Here is an 18,133-nt window from a genome sequence, read left to right on the forward strand (position 1 = left end):
AAAGGGCAACTACCGGATAAGTGTTATGTTACCTTTCTCATTGAATATTGTATTGTTGGTACAAACTACTTCCAGGGTATAGATATATACATCGGGTGGTGCGATCTTCCCTTTGTGCATACCGTTCCAGCCTGCGGTAATATCGTTGGGCTGGAAATTGGTCCTTTCGAACACCAGGTCTCCCCAGCGGTTGAACACGCGGAAGGAGCGGATACTGAACACGCCCTTTCCTCTTGGATAGAATACGTCATTATGCCCGTCTGAGTTGGGCGAGAACGTATTCGGGATAAACAGGTTGCTATTATCGCAAAATACGTGTAAGCTAACCATATCCCTGCTTAAACAGCCGCCTTCATTGCCGGCCTCCAGCGTGTACATAATGGTTTGCCTGGGAGCCGCTACAGGTGTAAGGCAGTCAGTGCAACTCAATCCTGCTGCCGGCGTCCACCTGAAGAATGTGGCATCGGGCGAAATACTGCCTTTCAGGGTAACTGATGATCCTGTTCCCACTTTCTGGTCCTCACCTGCATTGACCACCGGCCACGGATAAACGACAACCGGCACATAAGCCGTATCAGTAAAACAATTCCTGTCATCTTTCCCCACAACACGATAGGTCACAGAAGCATCTGGCCTTGCCTTCGGCCGGTCTGCATCTGCCCTGTCTAGCCCTGTGGCAGGATACCATTCATACAACTCTGCTCCATTTGCGAAGAGGTTTACACTTTCTCCCTTGCAGAGCGTATCTCCCAAATGGGCCTGAACTGTGAATGGTTGCTTAACGGATACGCGTATTGTATCAGTGGCTTCGCAACCAAATCCGTTGATACCCCTCACCTGGTAGGTGGTATTCACCAAAGGTGATGCCAAAGGCGTTGGACATTGAAGACAATTCAGGGTATTATCGGTCCGCCATTGATAAGTATTGGCTCCGGAAGCGGTGAGTGAAGCAGTAGCACCGCGACAAATAACCTGGTCAGGACCTGCGTCCAGCGCAGGGAGAGGATAAGCATGTATATTTTTCAGAACAGTATCTGCGCATCCGGTTGAGTTAGTAACGATCAATTGAACGGCATATTGCCCGGCATTGGTAAATGTGATGGAACCCGGGCTTTGCAGTGTTGAAGTATTCCCATTCCGGAAATCCCATTTCCAGCGAAGGGAAGATGTATCGGGCTGTAACAGTTTACCATCAAAACTCAGCACGGCTGGTATACAGGCGCCTGCAACGCTCGCAATATCGGCCACAGGAGCCGCCACGATCTTCACCGGAAGCGGAATTTGCGCTACATCTGTACAACCCATCCTGGTGGTCACTTTCAGGGATACAGTATGAAGGCCGGGCTGTTTATAGAAATGGACGGGATTTCTTACACCGGCACTGCTGCCGTCTCCGAAATTCCAATCATAACCGGTGATCAGGTCATTAGACAATGACTGGTCATTGAACATTACCCTGCCTGAATCGCAGAGTACCTGCAGGTTATTGCTGAATGCTGCATCAACATCGAAGATCCGGATAGTGTCTTTACCGGGAATGGGAACGCGGCAACCCTGCGGATCTTCCAGGATCATTTTGGGGAGATAAACTCCCATTGTTGAATATGCGTGGCTGGATGAGGCGCCATCGCTGGTATTGGTGGTACCATCATTGAAATCCCATATGAATTTTGCGGCATTGGCGCTGGTGCCAGTAAACCTGATGGAGGTGGGTGCACAGCCGGAAGTATTATCGTATGTAAAACTTCCTGTTGGTCCTTTCACATCCATGGTGGCAAATGCGGAATCCTTACAACCACCTGCGCTGGTGATCAGTAGTTTTGCGCGATAGGTGCCGGGATACGTATAGAAATGTGATGGGGTTGGCAGGTTGGAACCAGTGCCATCGCCAAAATCCCAAACCGCCCTGGTGAAGTGCTGGCTTTCATTGGTGAAAGCGGAAACCAGTGGCGGACAATTGGTGGTGGTCTTATCTACTGAGAATGCTGCTTTCGGATTACGGATAGCAATATACGAAGTACGGACCAGGGAATCTGAGCAACCGATCCTGTCTTTCACTACCAGTTTGATGGTGTATAAACCCTCAGCCTGGAATGCATGTGAAGGGGCTTTGGCAGCCGAACCAGAACCGTCGCCAAAATCCCAGGTGTATTGTCCGGCATCAGAACTTGTCTGATCAAGAAAACGTACCGGAGCCCCTACGCAGCTGAGAGTGTCGGGGGCGCTGAATTTTACCACCGGCCTGGAAATGTTCACAGCTTTTGAAAGGGTGCGGCTGTGTGAACAACCTTTTGAGTCCGTTACAGTAAGCTGGATATTGTAGATGCCCGGTGTGGTATAAGTGTGTTCAAATGGAGCGGTGTTGCGGGTTTCGGTGGCGCCATCGCCATAGTTCCATGTCCATTTGCTGATGGCATTGATACCATCGGAAACAGATTGGTCGTTGAGAGTAATGGTAGCGCCGGGGCATACCGCCGGATTAGCCGGAGCAAAGGCGGCGGTTGGACCATTTACCCTGAGCACATCTGTTTTGGTGATGGCATCGCCGCAGCCGTTTCTATCGGTAATGGTCAGTCGAATAGAATAATTGCCGGATTCATTGAAGGTAACCCTTGGCTTTTGACCGGTTGGACTGGCATAAGTTGCACCGTTACGAAGTATGGTCCAGCTCCAGGCAGTGATCTGTTGCGGATTGTTTGTGATGGCATTCAGTGTAACGGAGCTTCCTTTGCAGATATCCGTATTACTGATAGTGAAATCGGCTTTTTCGTTGATCACAACTACCTGCCGTTGACTGGTGTGTTCGCAGGTTCCGTTGGTAACGGTTAGCCTGACGGTATAATTTCCCGGTTGTGCATAGGTGTGAACAGGGTTTTGTGTGGCGGAGGTTTGTCCATCGCCGAAGTCCCATTTCCATCCTGTTGCGCCTTTGGACTTATCTGTGAAGGAGCGTGTGAGTTTATCGATACAATTCGCGGGAACAGTGAACAGGGAGATTGGCGGGCGGATATGCACGATGTTTCGAATGGTCAGCGAATCTTTACATCCATTGCTGGTTACCACCAGTTTTGTGTGGAAGTAGCCAGTGTCTGTGAAATAATGTCCTGGGTGCTGGATATTGGCATAGCCGCCATCACTGAAATACCAGTCCCATTCATCAATTACTGCGCCGGTGCTTTCGTCCCTGAAAAAAATCTGTTGATTGGCGCAGGCATCGGCCGGATTGGCGGAGAATGCCGGAACAGGCTTGAGGCCTGCTTTAACAGCATCCTGCACCACAACGGAATCTGTACAGCCTCCGGCCGTTGTGTATACTAATTTTACAGTGAAAGTGCCGGCGCTGGTGTAAGTGTGCTGTGCATTCATCTGACTGGCGGTGCCGCCATCGCCGTAATACCATTGCCAGCTTACGATGGGATCTACGGATGTAACGGAAGCGGATGGTTGAAATACCAGGGGAACACAACCTTCAACGGGAAGGTTCTCAATCTTTACCACAGGTGCGCTTACCTGTACCAGTTGTTTTTTCTCGAGGGTATCTGTACAACCGGCAGCATTGGTCACTACCAGTTTTACATTGTACGTGCCATTGGAGGTATAGGTATGGGAGGTAGTGGCGCCGGTTCCCTTGCTGCCATCTCCGAAGAACCATTCCCAGCCTACAGCTCCGGTTGTCTGGTCTGTAAAGTTAACGGTATGCGGGGCTTTGCAACCTACAGCATTAGTGGCCGTGAATGCAGTGGCTGGCCTGGCCAGCACCTGTACAGGTTTGGTGATGCTGTCTTTACAATTACCAAAATCAGCCACCAGTTTGATGGTGAAATTCCCCGGTTGACTGAATACTTTTATTGGGTGCAATGCTGTAGAGCTGCTGCCATCACTGAAGGTCCAGACTGAACCTACCGGAGCAGGAACGGAAGCATTATTGATGGTGACCGGCTGGCCTGCACAGATCTGGGCGGGTGTATTGAAATCGGCATTGGTATTTCCGATGTTGATGGTATTCACTTTTATGAGGGAATCGCTGCAACCGGTAGCGTTCCTCACTACCAGCTTTACGGTGTAAGTGCCGTTAGCCGAATAGATATGCGCAGGATTGAGGTCGGTAGAAGTTTGTCCGTCACCAAAATCCCAGAGATAGTTCAAAGTTCCGGTACCTGAGCTGCGATTGGTAAAGCGGATAGTTGCCGGTGCATTGCAACTGTTGGGAGAAGAGAAGGTGAAATTGGCCTTCACGCCATTTTGCAGGCTGATATAATTTGTTCTTGTGAGCGTTTGCTCGCAACCGTTAGAGTTCTTCACCCTGAGCGAGATATTGAACTGACCGGCTGTAGTGTAGGTGTGAGCAGGGTGCTGGTCAGTGGAGATCGTACCGTCCCCAAAATCCCATTGCCAGTTGGTGATAGTACCGCTGCCTGGATCACTGAGGTCTGAAAGCTGTACTGGCAGTGGAAAGCAGCCCGTTGTGGAGGATGCAGAGAAGTTCACTGTTGGTAATGCATCAACCGTGATATAACCTGTGAGTGTAACCGAATCTTTCCAGGTATCGTTTCCTGCAACAAGTTTTACCGTGTAAGTGCCGGGATTGAAATAAGTGGTGGCGGGGTGCTGGAGAAATGAGACGGTGCCGTTACCGAGGTCCCACCTCCACCAGGTGGGATTGCCTTTGGAGGCATCGTTGAATTGCACTATAACAGGTGCGCAACCTTTTTGGACGCTTGCTGTGAAGGCAGCAGACATTTGCGCATAAGCCACACTGTTACACATGATAACAGTCAGGCATAGGTTTAGCCAGGCGGTACGTGTCATGATGGTGTTCCCTTATAAGATATTTGGATGATCCGAACCCGGAAGGTAGGAATTTTCTAAGGGTTTACCCGTAAATACAGCCTGGTATTATAAAAAAATAATTTGAGTAAAATCCTCTACAGGAAAGAGTCTTAGTGGTTTATAAGTGTTTTTATTTATTTGTTTGATTTAAGTCAATTTGTTTTTGGCGGTCTGTTTATTTTTTTCGAAGATGAAGGCCGTCTTTGCTGCCCTGAATGCTGATTTCGGCTTCTGCATGTTATGCATAAATATTCCCGTACTTACGTTGCAGGTACTGCAGAAAATAGCTGATGTTCAGCGTTTCCCCCGTTACCTTACGGCATAACTCCTCGCTGTTGTACATCCTGCCGTGACGGTGGACCTGTTCACGCAGCCAGGATAATAAAGGATGCGTCTCTCCTTTTTGTATCTGTATATCCAGTCCGGGAATGCTTTTTTCTGCCATGGCAAAGAATTGTGCAGCATAAAAGCTTCCTAAGCTGTAGGTTGGGAAATAACCGAAACTTCCGTGGCTCCAGTGTACGTCCTGCAGGCAGCCCAGTTTATCATTGGGGATCTTCACGTTCATATATTTCATGTAACGCTCATTCCAGAAGGTGGGAATATCGGCAGTAGTGATAGTGTTTTCCAGCAGTGCTTTTTCCAGCTCATACCGGATCATCACGTGGAAATGATAAGTGAGCTCATCGGCCTCGGTGCGGATAAGCGAAGGCGTTACCTGGTTGATACCTTTGTAAAACTGTTCGGCATTCACAGCCTGCAATTGTTCGGGGAAATATTGTTGCAGAACCGGCAGGTAATGTTTACACCAGGCCAGGCTTCTACCAACATGATTTTCCCAGAGGCGTGATTGGGATTCATGAATGGTGAGTGAAGCAGCTTCGCCCAGCGGCAGGCCATACTGTAATTCGGGCAATCCCTGTTCATACATGGCGTGACCGGCCTCGTGGATACAGCTCCATACCATATTGCCGAGATCGTTCACATCTATGCGGGTGGTAACGCGTACATCCAGGCTGTTGAAATTGGTGGTGAAAGGATGTTCTGAAATATCCTGACGCCCGGCTTCCAAATCATAACCGAGTTCACGGATCAGCTGCATACCGAAATCCCATTGTTTGTCTTTCGGAAAATGTTGTTGCAGGAAACTGTTGTTCACTTGCGGGCGTCCCTGGATTTTCTGTAATAATTCCTTAAGTGGCTCACGGATGGTATCGAACGTTTTATCGAGTAATTGTACATTTGATCCTTTATCGTAATCATTGAGCAGTGCATCGTAGCAATGATGCTGGTAACCCAGGATCTCTGCTTCTTCTTTCTTCAATTTCACCAGTTCGGCCAGGTCGCCTGCAAAAACACTGAAGCTATTGGCTTTGCGGGCTTCGATCCAGCTATGGTAACTTTTGTTGATCACTTCCGTAAGGTGACGAACAAAAGCGGCGGTGAATTTTTTGTTCCGGTTGTAATCTTCCATCGTGAGCGCCACATTCCGTTGCTGTTCTGCATCCAGGTCGTGCCGCGAAGAAAGCTCCTGCAACAGTACTCCCAGTTTGTCAGCAGTGAATTCCTCATGCGCTATTTCTGAAAGTGTGGCCAGTTGCTGACCACGGAAGCCTGCACCTTTGGGAGGAAGATAAGTTTCCTGGTCCCATTGCAAAACGGCTGATGCATAACGAATATCCGCAATGCGACGCATGGCAGACTGATACTGGCTATATAGTTCGGCTGAATTGGTTGATGTGATCATAGTGCCCAAATATCATTATTATTTGCCATAATCACGGAAGCGCAGGAAGGGGTACTGCATAACAACATCTCTTTAACAGGCCGGAGGTAAAAAAAATTGCTAAGTTTCAATGATAAACGCAGTAATTTGTTGCCTAGAAGTGATACTCATGAAACGATTTATTCTTCCTTACCTGGCAATCTTACTGCTGATGGTGTGCGCCATCCCTTCCCACGCACAAAAAGTGGATTCCATGATCAATGTTTATGGAGAGCAATATCCACAGGAAAAGATCTACGTGCATTTCGACAAGGGAGTGTACAATCCTGGTGAAACCATCTGGTTCAAAGCCTATATCCAGGCCGGATTCCTACCCTCGAATATCAGCCGGAATTTCTATGCAGAGCTGATCGATCCGTCCAACGGAAAATTATTGCAACGGAAAGTGATCCCTGTATTTGAGTCTTCAACGGCTTCTCATTTTGATCTGCCTTTGAACATGGATATCCCTGAAGTGGTGTTCCGGGCCTATACCAACTGGATGATGAACTTCGATTCATCTTTTCTTTATACAAAAACATTACGTGTTGTTACCAAAAGCGATGCCGGTATGGCAAAGGCGGTTGCTCCGCCAGTGCTGAAGTTCTTTCCGGAAGGTGGGGACCTGATAGCTGGCCTCGCCACCAACGTGGCTTTCAAGGGAACAGACAGTCGCGGTTTCCCAATCAAAGTACAGGGCGTGGTGAAAGATGCGAAAGGCGCTACAGTGGCCAGCTTCAAAAGCATACATAATGGCATGGGCAAATTTGAACTGGAGCCTGTTGCCGGAGCTGCTTACACAGCTGAATGGAAGGATGAAAAAGGTACGTCCTATAAAGCGGAACTGCCTGCTGTGAAGAAAAGCGGTGCCACTCTGCAGATCAATGGGACCGGCCCACGCCGCTCCTTTGTAGTAAAACGTTCCATGGACGCTGGCCCGGAAATGAACAAAGTATTCATTGTAGCCAATATCTACTCGCAGGTGGTGTACAAGGCAACAGTGGATCTCAGCACCAATTTCATGACCAGCGGTCTGATCCCTACCGACAATCTCCCCAGCGGCATCCTGCAGGTGACCCTGTTCAACAGCAACTGGCAGGCTGTAGCGGAGCGGATCACCTTCGTCAACAATAATGATTATCTCTTTTTCACAGATCTGATCGATCTCGGAAAGAATCTCAACAAGCGCGGCAAGAATATAATCAGTGTGGAAGTACCGGACACACTTCGTTCCAATCTTTCTGTTTCGGTAACAGACCTGGCAGTGAGTGACGAAGGAAAGGAAGACATTTTCAGCCGTTTCATGCTCACCGATGAATTAAGAGGTTTCATCTATCAACCCGCCTATTATTTTTCTTCTACCGCAGATTCCGTGCAACAACACCTGGAACTGGTGATGCTCACCCACGGATGGCGCCGCTTCAAATGGGAAGACCTTGCTGCAGGTAAAGTGCCGCAGATCAAATACCCCATCGAGAATTATTTATCGCTCAAGGGTGAGCTGGCAGGTCTGAACCCCAGCCAGATCCCAAATGGAACGCTGCTGAACCTGTTCATGGAAGCGAAGGATTCCTCCAGGCAGTTGTTCATGTTACCAGTGGACAATAAAGGAAGATTTGAAGAAAAAGGACTGGTATTTTTCGATACTGTTAAACTGTATTATTCTTTCAACAAGAACCAGAAGCTGACGGAATCAGCTGTAGTGAACTTCAATAACGGATCGATGCCATCGCCGAAGCTGGTTACTTTTAACCCGCTCTGGCGCATCTATAACCCGCTGGACTCAAATGCGGTTAAGCGTAGTCGTTATATTGCCTCCGAGGCTGAAAGACTGAGACCTGAGATCGCAAAGCGAGTGAAAACGCTCGAAGCGGTAACGGTAACCGCCAGGCAAAAATCAAAATCACAGCTGATGGACGACAGGTATACCAGTGGCCTGTTCTCAGGAGGCGATGCCTATTCTTTTGATATGGTGGATGATCCTTTTGCCATGTCTGCCCGTGATGTGTTCACTTATCTTCAGGGCCGTGTACCTGGCCTGCAGATCACCGGCGCCGGCGGACCTGATGGACCGGGACTGACCTGGCGCGGACAAACACCTACACTCTTCCTGAACGAAATGCAGGTGGATGCGAACATGCTGTCAAGTACTCCGGTAGCAGATATCGCTTATGTGAAAGTGTTCCGTCCTCCGTTCTTCGGGGCGTTCGGCGGTGGCGCTGGCGGCGCTATTGCAGTATACACCAAGAAGGGTGGTGAAGGGAGATCCAATACCAATGTGCCAGGTGGTATGGAGCGCAGAACAATGGTTGGGTATTCCGCACCAAAGGAATTTTATGCTCCCGATTATTCCAAAGAGAATGCACTCTATGATGTACTGGATGTGCGCACTACTTTATACTGGGCGCCTTATCTGCTAACAGATAAGAGCAACCGAAAAGTGACATTCACATTCTATAACAACGATATTTCCAAGAAACTGAAAGTGATTGTGGAAGGAATGAATGAAGAAGGAAGAATGACGAGGGTTGAGAAGATCCTGGAATAATCACATTTAATCAGCACTATTCTAAATGCGCCAGTCTGAATGGATTGGCGCATTTCTTTTTAACCCGGGATGGTATGCTCAAAATATAAAACTGGAATAAATATCATGCGGGTAGCCGCAAAAATTCAAAAATCATTATTTTGTGTGCCTGACGGGCTAGGTTTGAAATATTTAATCGAGAAATACCCCTGAATTATTTTGAACAAAGAGTTACCCAATGAAAAAGAATTGCTTCATCTCATTTCCGAAGGTGACGAAACTGCTTTTGCCCGGTTGTTCGACCGCTTTAAAGATGATCTATACTATCTCACTTTAAGCCTCACCAAATCCGCCGCTGCCGCGGAAGATGTGTTGCAGGAGGTATTCCTGAAGATTTGGCTGAACAGGAAAGAGCTTCCATCCATTGACAACTTCCATGGGTACCTTGTTGTAATGACACGTCGTGTGATCCTGAATCAATTGCGCAAACTTGAAAGGCAAAAGAACCGGGAATTGACGGTCCAACAATCGATGCCTACTGAAATCACTGATGATGCGGTAGACAGATTGCAGGCAAAGCAATATGATTCCCTTCTCCAATCTGTGCTTGAGTTGATCCCTACTCAACAAGCTGCCGTATTCCGTTTGGTCAAGCTTCGTGGGCTGAGCCGGGAGGAAACTGCCAGCGAAATGGGGCTGTCTCCTGAAACAGTAAAGAAACACCTGGAAAGGGCCATGAAAAGCATCAGGGCCATGCTGCTGGTGCGTATGGAAGATGCATTGTTATTGATGCTGGCCATTATTTTCAAAATGTAAAGAGCAACTGGCCGATATCCGGAAAAAATCTTTAAAAAATAATTTCGCTCAGGTAACCCGTCCCTGTTTTCAGTGGTGTCATTATTAACAGCGTCTGCATTATGATTAATATGTCGTCAGATAGATTACAGTATTTGTATAAAAAGTGTATTGGGCAGGATATAACCAATGAGGAGCTTTCAGAGCTGCGGGAAATGTTGTTGATGCCTGAACATGAAGATGCTTTTGCTGTGTTGGTGGCTGCTTCTTTGTCTGATGGTATCAACAGGAAAGGGTTGGGCCTGGGAGATGAGCAGCGCAGCAATATCCTGGAGAGCATATTTCTTGCAGGCAGGCAGCAGGAAACTGCCGTGGAAATGCCATCGATCACCCCGGTAAGGAAAATAGCGCGCAACATCCGATGGGTAGCCGCAGCATCCATACTCCTGTTGCTGGCATCCGGCGCTTATTTTTGGATCTGGCGCCCTGTTGTTTCCAATAATCCGGCAGCAGTAGTTGCCGCCGGGGACCTGCCTCCCGGGAAAGATGGAGCAGTATTGACCCTGGCCAATGGATCGCAGGTATTACTCGATACCATGCAGCAGGGTAATATAACCTTGCAGGGTGGAGCAATGGCAAAGATTGAAGGCGGTAAGCTGGTATACGAACAGAAAGGAGAAGCAGTAGTTTACAATACTATGTCAACCCCCAATGGCCGGCAATTCCGGTTAACCCTCCCTGATAGAACAGAAGTTTGGTTGAATGCGGCCAGCTCCATCAGGTACCCAACCATATTCAGCGGGAAAGAACGGAAAGTGGAGGTTACGGGAGAGGCTTACTTTGAAGTGGCGAAAAATGCTTCGATGCCATTTATAGTGGATGTAGACCGAAGGGCCACAGTGGAAGTATTGGGTACCAGTTTCAATGTAAATGCGTATAAGGATGAGGGTAATATTAACGCCACACTGCTGGATGGCAGTATCAAAGTGAAAAATGAAAAGCAGTCCATGGTGCTGAAACCTGGTGAGCGTGCAAATATTGCCGAGCAGGATATGGACCGTATCACCCATGCCAATGTTGAAATGGTCATGGCATGGAAGCGGGGAACATTTCAGTTCAATTATACTGCTCTGGATGTGGTGATGCGGCAACTGGCCCGGTGGTACGATATAGAAGTAGTATACCACGGCCGCAAACCTGAAATAACATTCAACGGAGAAATAAAAAGAGATCTCAACCTGTCAGAGGCGCTTGTTGTACTGAGCAAAATGGGGCTGGTATGCAAGCTGGAAGGCCGCACGCTGATGGTTATGCCCTGACAGCTCATTAAACCAAATCCCAACAGTTTTTAGTTAAAAAGCAGTCCATGATACATATGGCTGCCAGGCAATATTGCGCTATACAGCGCAGGTGGACTGCTATGCCTGCTACTACCGGAAACTATTTAATGAACCTGCAAATTCAAACCAAACTAACATTATGCAACGATTGATTATGCACCTCTGGACCTGCCGCCATCACGGTGCTGCCGGCTGCAGAAAGAAGCCTGTTTTCCTTTTCCGGCTTTTATCGCTGATTGTGATGATGGCCCTGACAACTTTTTCTTCTTCAGCACAAACAATAACGTATAAGAACAAACGCACAACACTTGAGAAGATTTTCCAGGAGATCAGGAAACAAACCGATTTTGTTGTGGTGTACGATCCCAAACAGGTTGATCATGCTGCCACGGTATCCGTGAATACAGATAAGTTGCCGCTACCGGATTTCATGCGAGAGCTGCTGAAGGACCTGCCGTTGTCGTTTTCCATCGTCAATACTACTATCGTGGTTTTTCCGACGGAAAAAACGGTTGTAGATATCAAAAGTGCTCCCCGGTCAATACTCAGGATTCAGGAGCCGGAGATAAGTGGTGTAGTGCTGGAAGCCGGTACAGGCCAGCCTATCGCCAACGCCAGTGTTACCGTGAAGGAAACCGGTAAAGGTATTCAGACTGATAAGAAGGGAAGTTTTGTGCTTAAGGATGCTGATGAGAAGCATACTATAGTGATCTCATTTGTTGGTTATCAAACCAAAGAGATAACTGTGCGTTCTTGCAAACCAGGTATGCGTGTGATACTGGAATTGGCTACCAGCGAGCTGGACCAGGCAGTGGTACAGGCTTACGGGATCACCAGCAAAAGACTGGCCACCGGAAATATTGCCAGGATCAGTGGCGACGAGATCCGCATTCAACCTGTTTCCAATCCATTACTGGCGCTGGAAGGCCGGGTGCCCGGAATGCAAATCACACCCACCAGCGGCTATGCCAGCGCTCCAGTAAAAGTGGAGATAAGGGGTAGGAGCACACTCAACGAGTTCTTCCCGGCATCCCCGCTATATGTGATCGATGGCATTGCTCAAACCCAGGTAGACCTGAATACTTCCTTCCGGCAAGACGCATCCATATCAGGCGGATTGGTGCAGGCCGGCATTTCCAATGCCGGTGGTATGAGCCCGCTCTTTGGCATGAATACAGAAGACATTGAAAGTATTGAAGTATTGAAGGATGGTGATGCAACTGCCATCTATGGTTCCAGGGCCGCCAACGGTGTGATCCTGATCACTACCAAAAAACCAAAGAACAATAAGGCTGGTTATAGTTTTCTCATCAGGCAGGGCCTGAATATGATTCCTTCAAAAAGAAAGATGCTCACTACTGAAGAATATCTCGAGATCCGCCGGGAAGCCTTGCGCAATGATGGACTGAAACCCAATGCCTTCATTTCACCGGACCTTGTACTATGGGATACCACCCGGTATACAAACTGGCAGGAAGAACTGATGAAAGTGGGAAGGGTAACATCTGCATCAGCATCCTATTCCGGCGGCGACAGGTTCAACGCATTCAGGTTAAGCGCCAACTACTCCAGACAAAAATCCATTTTCAATCGTACCGGCTCGGAAAACTCTGTTAATACTTCACTGAATATTACGCACCGGAGCCCTAACCAACGTTTGACTATGGACGTGATTGTTTCATTCATGTATTCCCATGCAGACGCCATTAATAACAGGGGACAATTCAATCAGCCTCCCAATGCGCCACCCATCTTTGATGAAAAAGGTGATCTGAATTATGAAGGATGGCAGAATGGGAACACTCAGATCGAATTTCCATTCTCCAGTCTGCTCATGCCCAGCGAATCCAACTACAATCAATGGCGGGCTATACTGGCCATCAACTATGAATTGGCCAGGGGATTGAAGCTGGTGATCAATTCAGGATATAATAGTGCAAATGGGACCTCTGATTGGTTTCAAACCATCGCTTCACAAAACCCCAATACCATGAGAGCCGGTATGGCCGCCTTCGGTAGTAGCAGGAATAATTCCTGGACCATGGAGCCTCAAATGAATTATACCAGGCAAATTGGCGGCGGAAATCTGAACCTGATGTTGGGCGGAACTTATAACTCCACCATTACCGGAGGCTCCACGAGTATGGGTACCGGCTATTCGGATGATGGCCTGATCCGTAGTATCAGCAATGCTCCCTTTCAAAATGTTGTAGAAGATTATGTAGAGAACCGGTTTGCCTCGCTCTTTGCCAGGCTAAACTATGTATGGGGCGGTAAGTACATTGCGAATGTCAATGTGAGGCGAGATGGATCTTCCCGCTTTGCGCCAGGCAGCAGGTATGGTAACTTCGGTTCTGCAGCTGTTGCCTGGATTGCATCGGAAGAGGAATGGGTGAAGCAACTCCTGCCATCCTGGTGGTCCCTGGTCAAGTTCAGGGCCAGTTATGCCGTTACGGGCAGTGACGCCGCGGGCGATTATCAATATCTCTCTCAATGGTCACCAGGAGGAACATCAGGTGCAGGCCAGTTTTTCAATTACAATGGCATCAGGCCTTATATCCCCACACATGCGTTCAACCAGGAATATCATTGGGAAGAAAAAAGAAAACTGGAAGCGGCCATGAACCTCTCATTTCTCAATGAAAGGATCAGCCTTGACCTTGCTTATTACCGTGATCGCTGTGATAACCAACTGACCCATATTCCTACGCCTCAATACTCAGGATTTTCAACGGTGTTCGCTAACCTGAATGCCAATATACAGAATGCCGGTTTTGAAGCTTCTTTTGCGGCCACGCTGGTCAGAAAAAAAGACTTCTCCCTGTCTGCACGTTTCAATATTGGTATCAACCGGAATAAACTGCTCGCCTATCCGGACCTTGAGCGTTCGCCCTATGCTACGAGGTATGTTGTAGGGCAATCCCTCAACACACGCTTTGTGCTGAAATTTCTAGGCATAGACCCGCTCACCGGTGAACCTGCATTTGATGATCATAATAAAGACGGAGAGATCGCTGTTGTTACGAACCGACCGCCGTTTTCAGGTGCTGATGACCGTTATATAGTCCTGAACCTCGATCCCAGGTACAGCGGTGGCGCTACCCTGGCAGTCCAATACAAGCGGTGTAACATTCAAATGAATGTCAATTTCGTGAACAAGTTGATGAATGACCCGCTTGCCAGCGCCACTCCCGGCCGCATGGAGAACCTGTACAGGCCGGCAGACGGGTGGGACCAGTTCTGGCGAAAACCGGGAGATCAGGCGCGGTACAGGAAGTTCTCCACTATACCTGTTAAATACCTTTCCTCTTCTGACGGCAACTTTACCAACGGGTCTTTCATACGGTTGAATACGGTAGCTTTTATGTACAACCTTCCGGACAAACTTGTAAAGAAAGCAGGATTGACAGGTTGCCAGTTTTCCGTGAATGTTCAGAATGTGTTCACCATTTCCAGGTTCACCGGTATCGATCCCAATTTAACCAACCTTATCACTCCTCCACAGCAAAGAGTGATCACCAGTCAGCTTTCCTTCAACTTCTAAATCCTGAAATATGTATTCTGCTATAAGATATATTCAAAGATTGTCTGTTGGTTGTTTAATACTGGCAGGTATTTCCTGCCAGAAACTGGTAGAAGTAGATCCTCCCCGCAATACCATCACCAGTGTACAGGTATTTAAAACGGAGGCGCAGACCGAAGGAGCGCTTGCCGGTATCTACTCAAGGATGATCAACGGAGATGTGGCGGGCTCTGTGGATGAAAATGCCAGGAATTCATTCGCAGCAGGACTGGTGACCGTCCTTGGGGGGCTCTCTGCGGATGAAATGAGGGCCAGCAATGATGCTTCAACTACCGGTTGGATTCCATTTGAATCCAATACACTTACTTTTGAGACCAGCAGAGCGGCTGATAATATTTGGAAAACGGCTTATACTGCAATATATGGCGCCAATGCGGTTATTGAAGGGATCGCCGGATCAAAGTCTGACCAGTTCAGTGCGCAGGCAAAGCATGCCCTTTCAGGTGAAGCCAAAATGATACGGGCATTTTCATATTTCTACCTGGTGAATCTTTTTGGTGATGTGCCCCTGGCGCTGACCATAGATTTCAATCAAACCATTCATATTCCCCGTACGCCCGAAGCAAAGGTTTATGAACAGATCATTGCAGATCTGAAAGATGCCATTCAGCAAATGCCCGAAAATTATGATTACGGCCTGCAGGAAAGAGTAAGGCCCAATAAATGGGCTGCGATGGCACTGCTGGCCAGAGTGTATTTGTTCAATGGAGACTATGAACAGGCTGCCATCGCTGCCAGTACTGTGATCAGTCAGCAAAATTTATATGGCATTGAACTGGATCTAAGTAAAGCCTTCCTCAGGAATAGCAGGGAAGCGATCTGGCAATTGAAACAAACCAATGAACAGAATGAACTACGGAATGCTACGCCAGAAGGTTATCTGTTTCAGCCAGTACCTGCATTTACCGGCGCTATTCCTTTCCGGCTTACGCCATCATTACAGGATGCTTTTGAACCGGGAGATAAACGATGGGCGTTTTGGGTAGACAGTACAGATCATAGTTTTTCAATCAATCTTCCCCCAGGTATTTTTTATTATCCTGCCAAATATAAGGTTGGCCGGTCAAACGGTGCGCCCGGCGCATCTTCCCCAGAGTATTACATGATGCTCAGGCTGGCGGAAATGTACCTGGTAAGAGCCGAAGCTGTGGTGCGCGGGCCTGCACAGGATATCAGTGAAGCCGTACGCAACCTCAACACGCTCCGGTTCAGAGCCGGTATTCCCGACCTGCCGCTAACACTCACGAAAGAAGAAGTACTGGCCGCCATTGAAAAAGAAAGGCAAACTGAACTGTTCGCTGAATGGGGGCATCGATGGTTAGATCTGAAAAGGACTGGAAGAGCGCAAATTGTTCTTCCGGCGTTACCCTATAAACAGCCCTGGATGGGAAATTACCAGTTGAAATATCCTATACCCGAATCCGAGATCAGGTTTAATAGCGCTTTGGTTCAAAATGATGAATACTGATATAACTGAGATCTATAAACGATTATTTCATAAAAAATTTTGATCATGTTCAATTTCTTCAATAAAGGAAAAAGATTGCCGGGCCTGCTGCTTTTCTCATTGGCGACCCTGTCTTTGTTTTCCTGTGGAAAGGATATAGATGTACCAGGCGCATCCTCCCTTGCCGTCATCAACTGCGTGGTGGGGAGCCGGCCGCTGGTCACCAACTTTAATGGTAGTGGAAAACATATCGCGTACCTGCAGGCTAACAGGATGGCCTATCATTCCTACCAGACGAACAACAACCTTTTCGGCTCCTATACAGGCATGCAGAAACTGGCCCTGTTTCAGTATCCCGACACACTCGAAAAAGACCAGCCGCTGCTTGATCTCCGCCTTCACCTGCCACCCGGCTCCATCAATACCTTGTTCCTCACAGGAACGGTTGATGAACCGGATACCCTGTTCAGAACAGAGGAGATACCTTATATCCCTTCGGGAGACAGCATAATGCGCATCAGGTTCGTGAACCTTTCTCCCGGATCTGAACCCTTTAGTGTGAACCTGGCTGGCAACCCACCGGGATCGCTCGCCGCCGGCATCAGCTACAGATCTATGAACGGTTACACCAGCTTGCCGGTAAGCGTGAACCTGCCTGAGTACATATTCGAATTAAGGGATGCCGCTACAGGTGTACTCATCGCAACCTATACAACCAAAGGAATTAATAACGATGGTGAATACAAGCCCAATGCCGGCAATTATGCCAATACATGGGTTTACCGTCATTTCACCCTGGCGTTGACAGGCCTGCCGAAAGGAACAGGAGATGCTGCGCCATCTGTTTTACTCATTCCTCATCAGCCTTTGATTTAGCATTGGCCAAAAAAATACCGACATTCTTTTACCAATATTATCATGAATACAATTTTGAAAATCGACCGGCTCTCGCACCGGTATGCAAGCTCCTGGGCCGTCCGCGACATCAACCTGGAGATCAACCAGACTGGCGTGATCGGATTGCTGGGGTCTAACGGTGCAGGGAAATCCACCACCATGAATATCATCTGTGGTGTATTGAACCAGACGGAAGGAAATGTTTACATCAATGGCATCGATACAAGGAAGCAACCTGAAGAAGCAAAAAAGGGGATTGGCTTTCTTCCCCAAAATCCGCCGGTCTATACAGATCTTACTGTAGATGAATACCTGAGCTACTGCGCAGAATTACGGCTGATGGAAAAAAATGCCATCAGGCAGGCCGTGGAGGAGGCAAAAGAAAAATGCGGTATTGCGCATTTCAGCAGCCGCCTGATCCGCAACCTGTCCGGGGGATACAGACAGCGTGTAGGTATTGCGCAGGCCATCATCCATAAACCACAACTCGTAGTGATGGATGAACCCACCAATGGGCTCGATCCCAACCAGCTCATTGAAGCGCGGAAACTGATCCGTGAAATTTCGCAGGACAGGACTGTACTGTTATCTTCCCATATCCTTTCCGAGATACACCTGCTTTGTAAAGATGTGATCATGATCGAAGGGGGGCGCATCATCTTTTCCGACTCCATGGACGCTTTCAACAACTACGTGCAACCGAGAAGCATTCTCGCCAGAATGGAAAACCCTCCCCAGGAGGCAGACCTCATGAGGGTCGAAGGTGTTACCAGGGTGGAATTCCTCAATGGCCAGCAGGCCCGCATCTTCTTCGACGGCGATGAAGGCATTACGGAAAAACTGATAGACGCCAGCGTGAAATATCAATGGAGAATGCGTGAGATCAATCTGGAGAAAGGATTGCTCGACGATGTGTTCAAACAATTATCTACCCAATCCTTATAATAAA

The 18,133-nt window shown here is 48.1% G+C and carries 9 protein-coding genes; 7 read left to right on the forward strand and 2 right to left on the reverse strand.

Features of this window, described 5'->3' with window-relative positions; translation table 11 throughout:
• Positions 1–9: 9 nt before the first annotated feature.
• Both D9Y29_RS18725 and D9Y29_RS18730 read right to left on the reverse strand, forming a co-directional pair.
• Entirely contained in the window at positions 10–4,809 is a 4,800-nt protein-coding gene (locus D9Y29_RS18725) for a PKD domain-containing protein (protein ID WP_127131068.1), read from the reverse strand.
• A 259-nt stretch (positions 4,810–5,068) separates the two neighbouring features.
• The gene (locus tag D9Y29_RS18730; protein ID WP_241237981.1) at positions 5,069–6,577 is read right to left on the reverse strand and encodes a carboxypeptidase M32; all 1,509 of its coding nucleotides are present in this window, start codon (positions 6,575–6,577) and stop codon (positions 5,069–5,071) included.
• A gap of 148 nt (positions 6,578–6,725) precedes the next feature.
• Between D9Y29_RS18730 and D9Y29_RS18735 the strand changes: the two genes are divergently transcribed.
• The 7 genes from D9Y29_RS18735 (at position 6,726) to D9Y29_RS18765 (ending at position 18,129) form a co-directional block, all read left to right on the forward strand.
• Complete coding sequence (locus D9Y29_RS18735; protein WP_127131070.1) at positions 6,726–9,143, forward strand: hypothetical protein; 2,418 nt, start codon at positions 6,726–6,728, stop codon at positions 9,141–9,143.
• Between the two features lie 198 nt (positions 9,144–9,341).
• On the forward strand, positions 9,342–9,938 hold the full coding sequence (locus tag D9Y29_RS18740) for an RNA polymerase sigma factor (RefSeq protein ID WP_164735475.1): 597 nt from the start codon (positions 9,342–9,344) through the stop codon (positions 9,936–9,938).
• A 203-nt stretch (positions 9,939–10,141) separates the two neighbouring features.
• Positions 10,142–11,236 carry a FecR family protein gene (locus tag D9Y29_RS18745; protein ID WP_164735476.1) on the forward strand — a complete coding sequence of 365 codons (1,095 nt, stop codon included), beginning with the start codon at positions 10,142–10,144 and terminating at the stop codon, positions 11,234–11,236.
• A gap of 160 nt (positions 11,237–11,396) precedes the next feature.
• On the forward strand, positions 11,397–14,801 hold the full coding sequence (locus tag D9Y29_RS18750) for a SusC/RagA family TonB-linked outer membrane protein (protein WP_127131076.1): 3,405 nt from the start codon (positions 11,397–11,399) through the stop codon (positions 14,799–14,801).
• A 10-nt stretch (positions 14,802–14,811) separates the two neighbouring features.
• Positions 14,812–16,308, forward strand: a complete 1,497-nt coding sequence (locus D9Y29_RS18755) for a RagB/SusD family nutrient uptake outer membrane protein (protein ID WP_127131078.1) — start codon at positions 14,812–14,814, stop codon at positions 16,306–16,308.
• Between the two features lie 45 nt (positions 16,309–16,353).
• On the forward strand, positions 16,354–17,163 hold the full coding sequence (locus D9Y29_RS18760; protein WP_127131080.1) for a DUF4397 domain-containing protein: 810 nt from the start codon (positions 16,354–16,356) through the stop codon (positions 17,161–17,163).
• A gap of 42 nt (positions 17,164–17,205) precedes the next feature.
• Positions 17,206–18,129, forward strand: a complete 924-nt coding sequence (locus tag D9Y29_RS18765; protein WP_127131082.1) for an ABC transporter ATP-binding protein — start codon at positions 17,206–17,208, stop codon at positions 18,127–18,129.
• The last annotated feature ends 4 nt before the right edge of the window (positions 18,130–18,133 follow it).

It is taken from the genome of Pseudoflavitalea rhizosphaerae (assembly GCF_003991355.1).
GTDB lineage: Bacteria > Bacteroidota > Bacteroidia > Chitinophagales > Chitinophagaceae > Pseudobacter > Pseudobacter rhizosphaerae.

What these genes read in the sequence shown, in the direction of transcription:
- D9Y29_RS18730 (WP_241237981.1), bottom strand. Translation starts at nt 6,577, where the DNA reads ATGATCACATCAACCAATTCAGCCGAACTATATAGCCAGTATCAGTCT.
- D9Y29_RS18760 (WP_127131080.1), top strand. Translation starts at nt 16,354, where the DNA reads ATGTTCAATTTCTTCAATAAAGGAAAAAGATTGCCGGGCCTGCTGCTT.
- D9Y29_RS18765 (WP_127131082.1), top strand. Translation starts at nt 17,206, where the DNA reads ATGAATACAATTTTGAAAATCGACCGGCTCTCGCACCGGTATGCAAGC.
- D9Y29_RS18745 (WP_164735476.1), top strand. Translation starts at nt 10,142, where the DNA reads ATGCCTGAACATGAAGATGCTTTTGCTGTGTTGGTGGCTGCTTCTTTG.
- D9Y29_RS18735 (WP_127131070.1), top strand. Translation starts at nt 6,726, where the DNA reads ATGAAACGATTTATTCTTCCTTACCTGGCAATCTTACTGCTGATGGTG.
- D9Y29_RS18755 (WP_127131078.1), top strand. Translation starts at nt 14,812, where the DNA reads ATGTATTCTGCTATAAGATATATTCAAAGATTGTCTGTTGGTTGTTTA.
- D9Y29_RS18750 (WP_127131076.1), top strand. Translation starts at nt 11,397, where the DNA reads ATGCAACGATTGATTATGCACCTCTGGACCTGCCGCCATCACGGTGCT.
- D9Y29_RS18725 (WP_127131068.1), bottom strand. Translation starts at nt 4,809, where the DNA reads ATGACACGTACCGCCTGGCTAAACCTATGCCTGACTGTTATCATGTGT.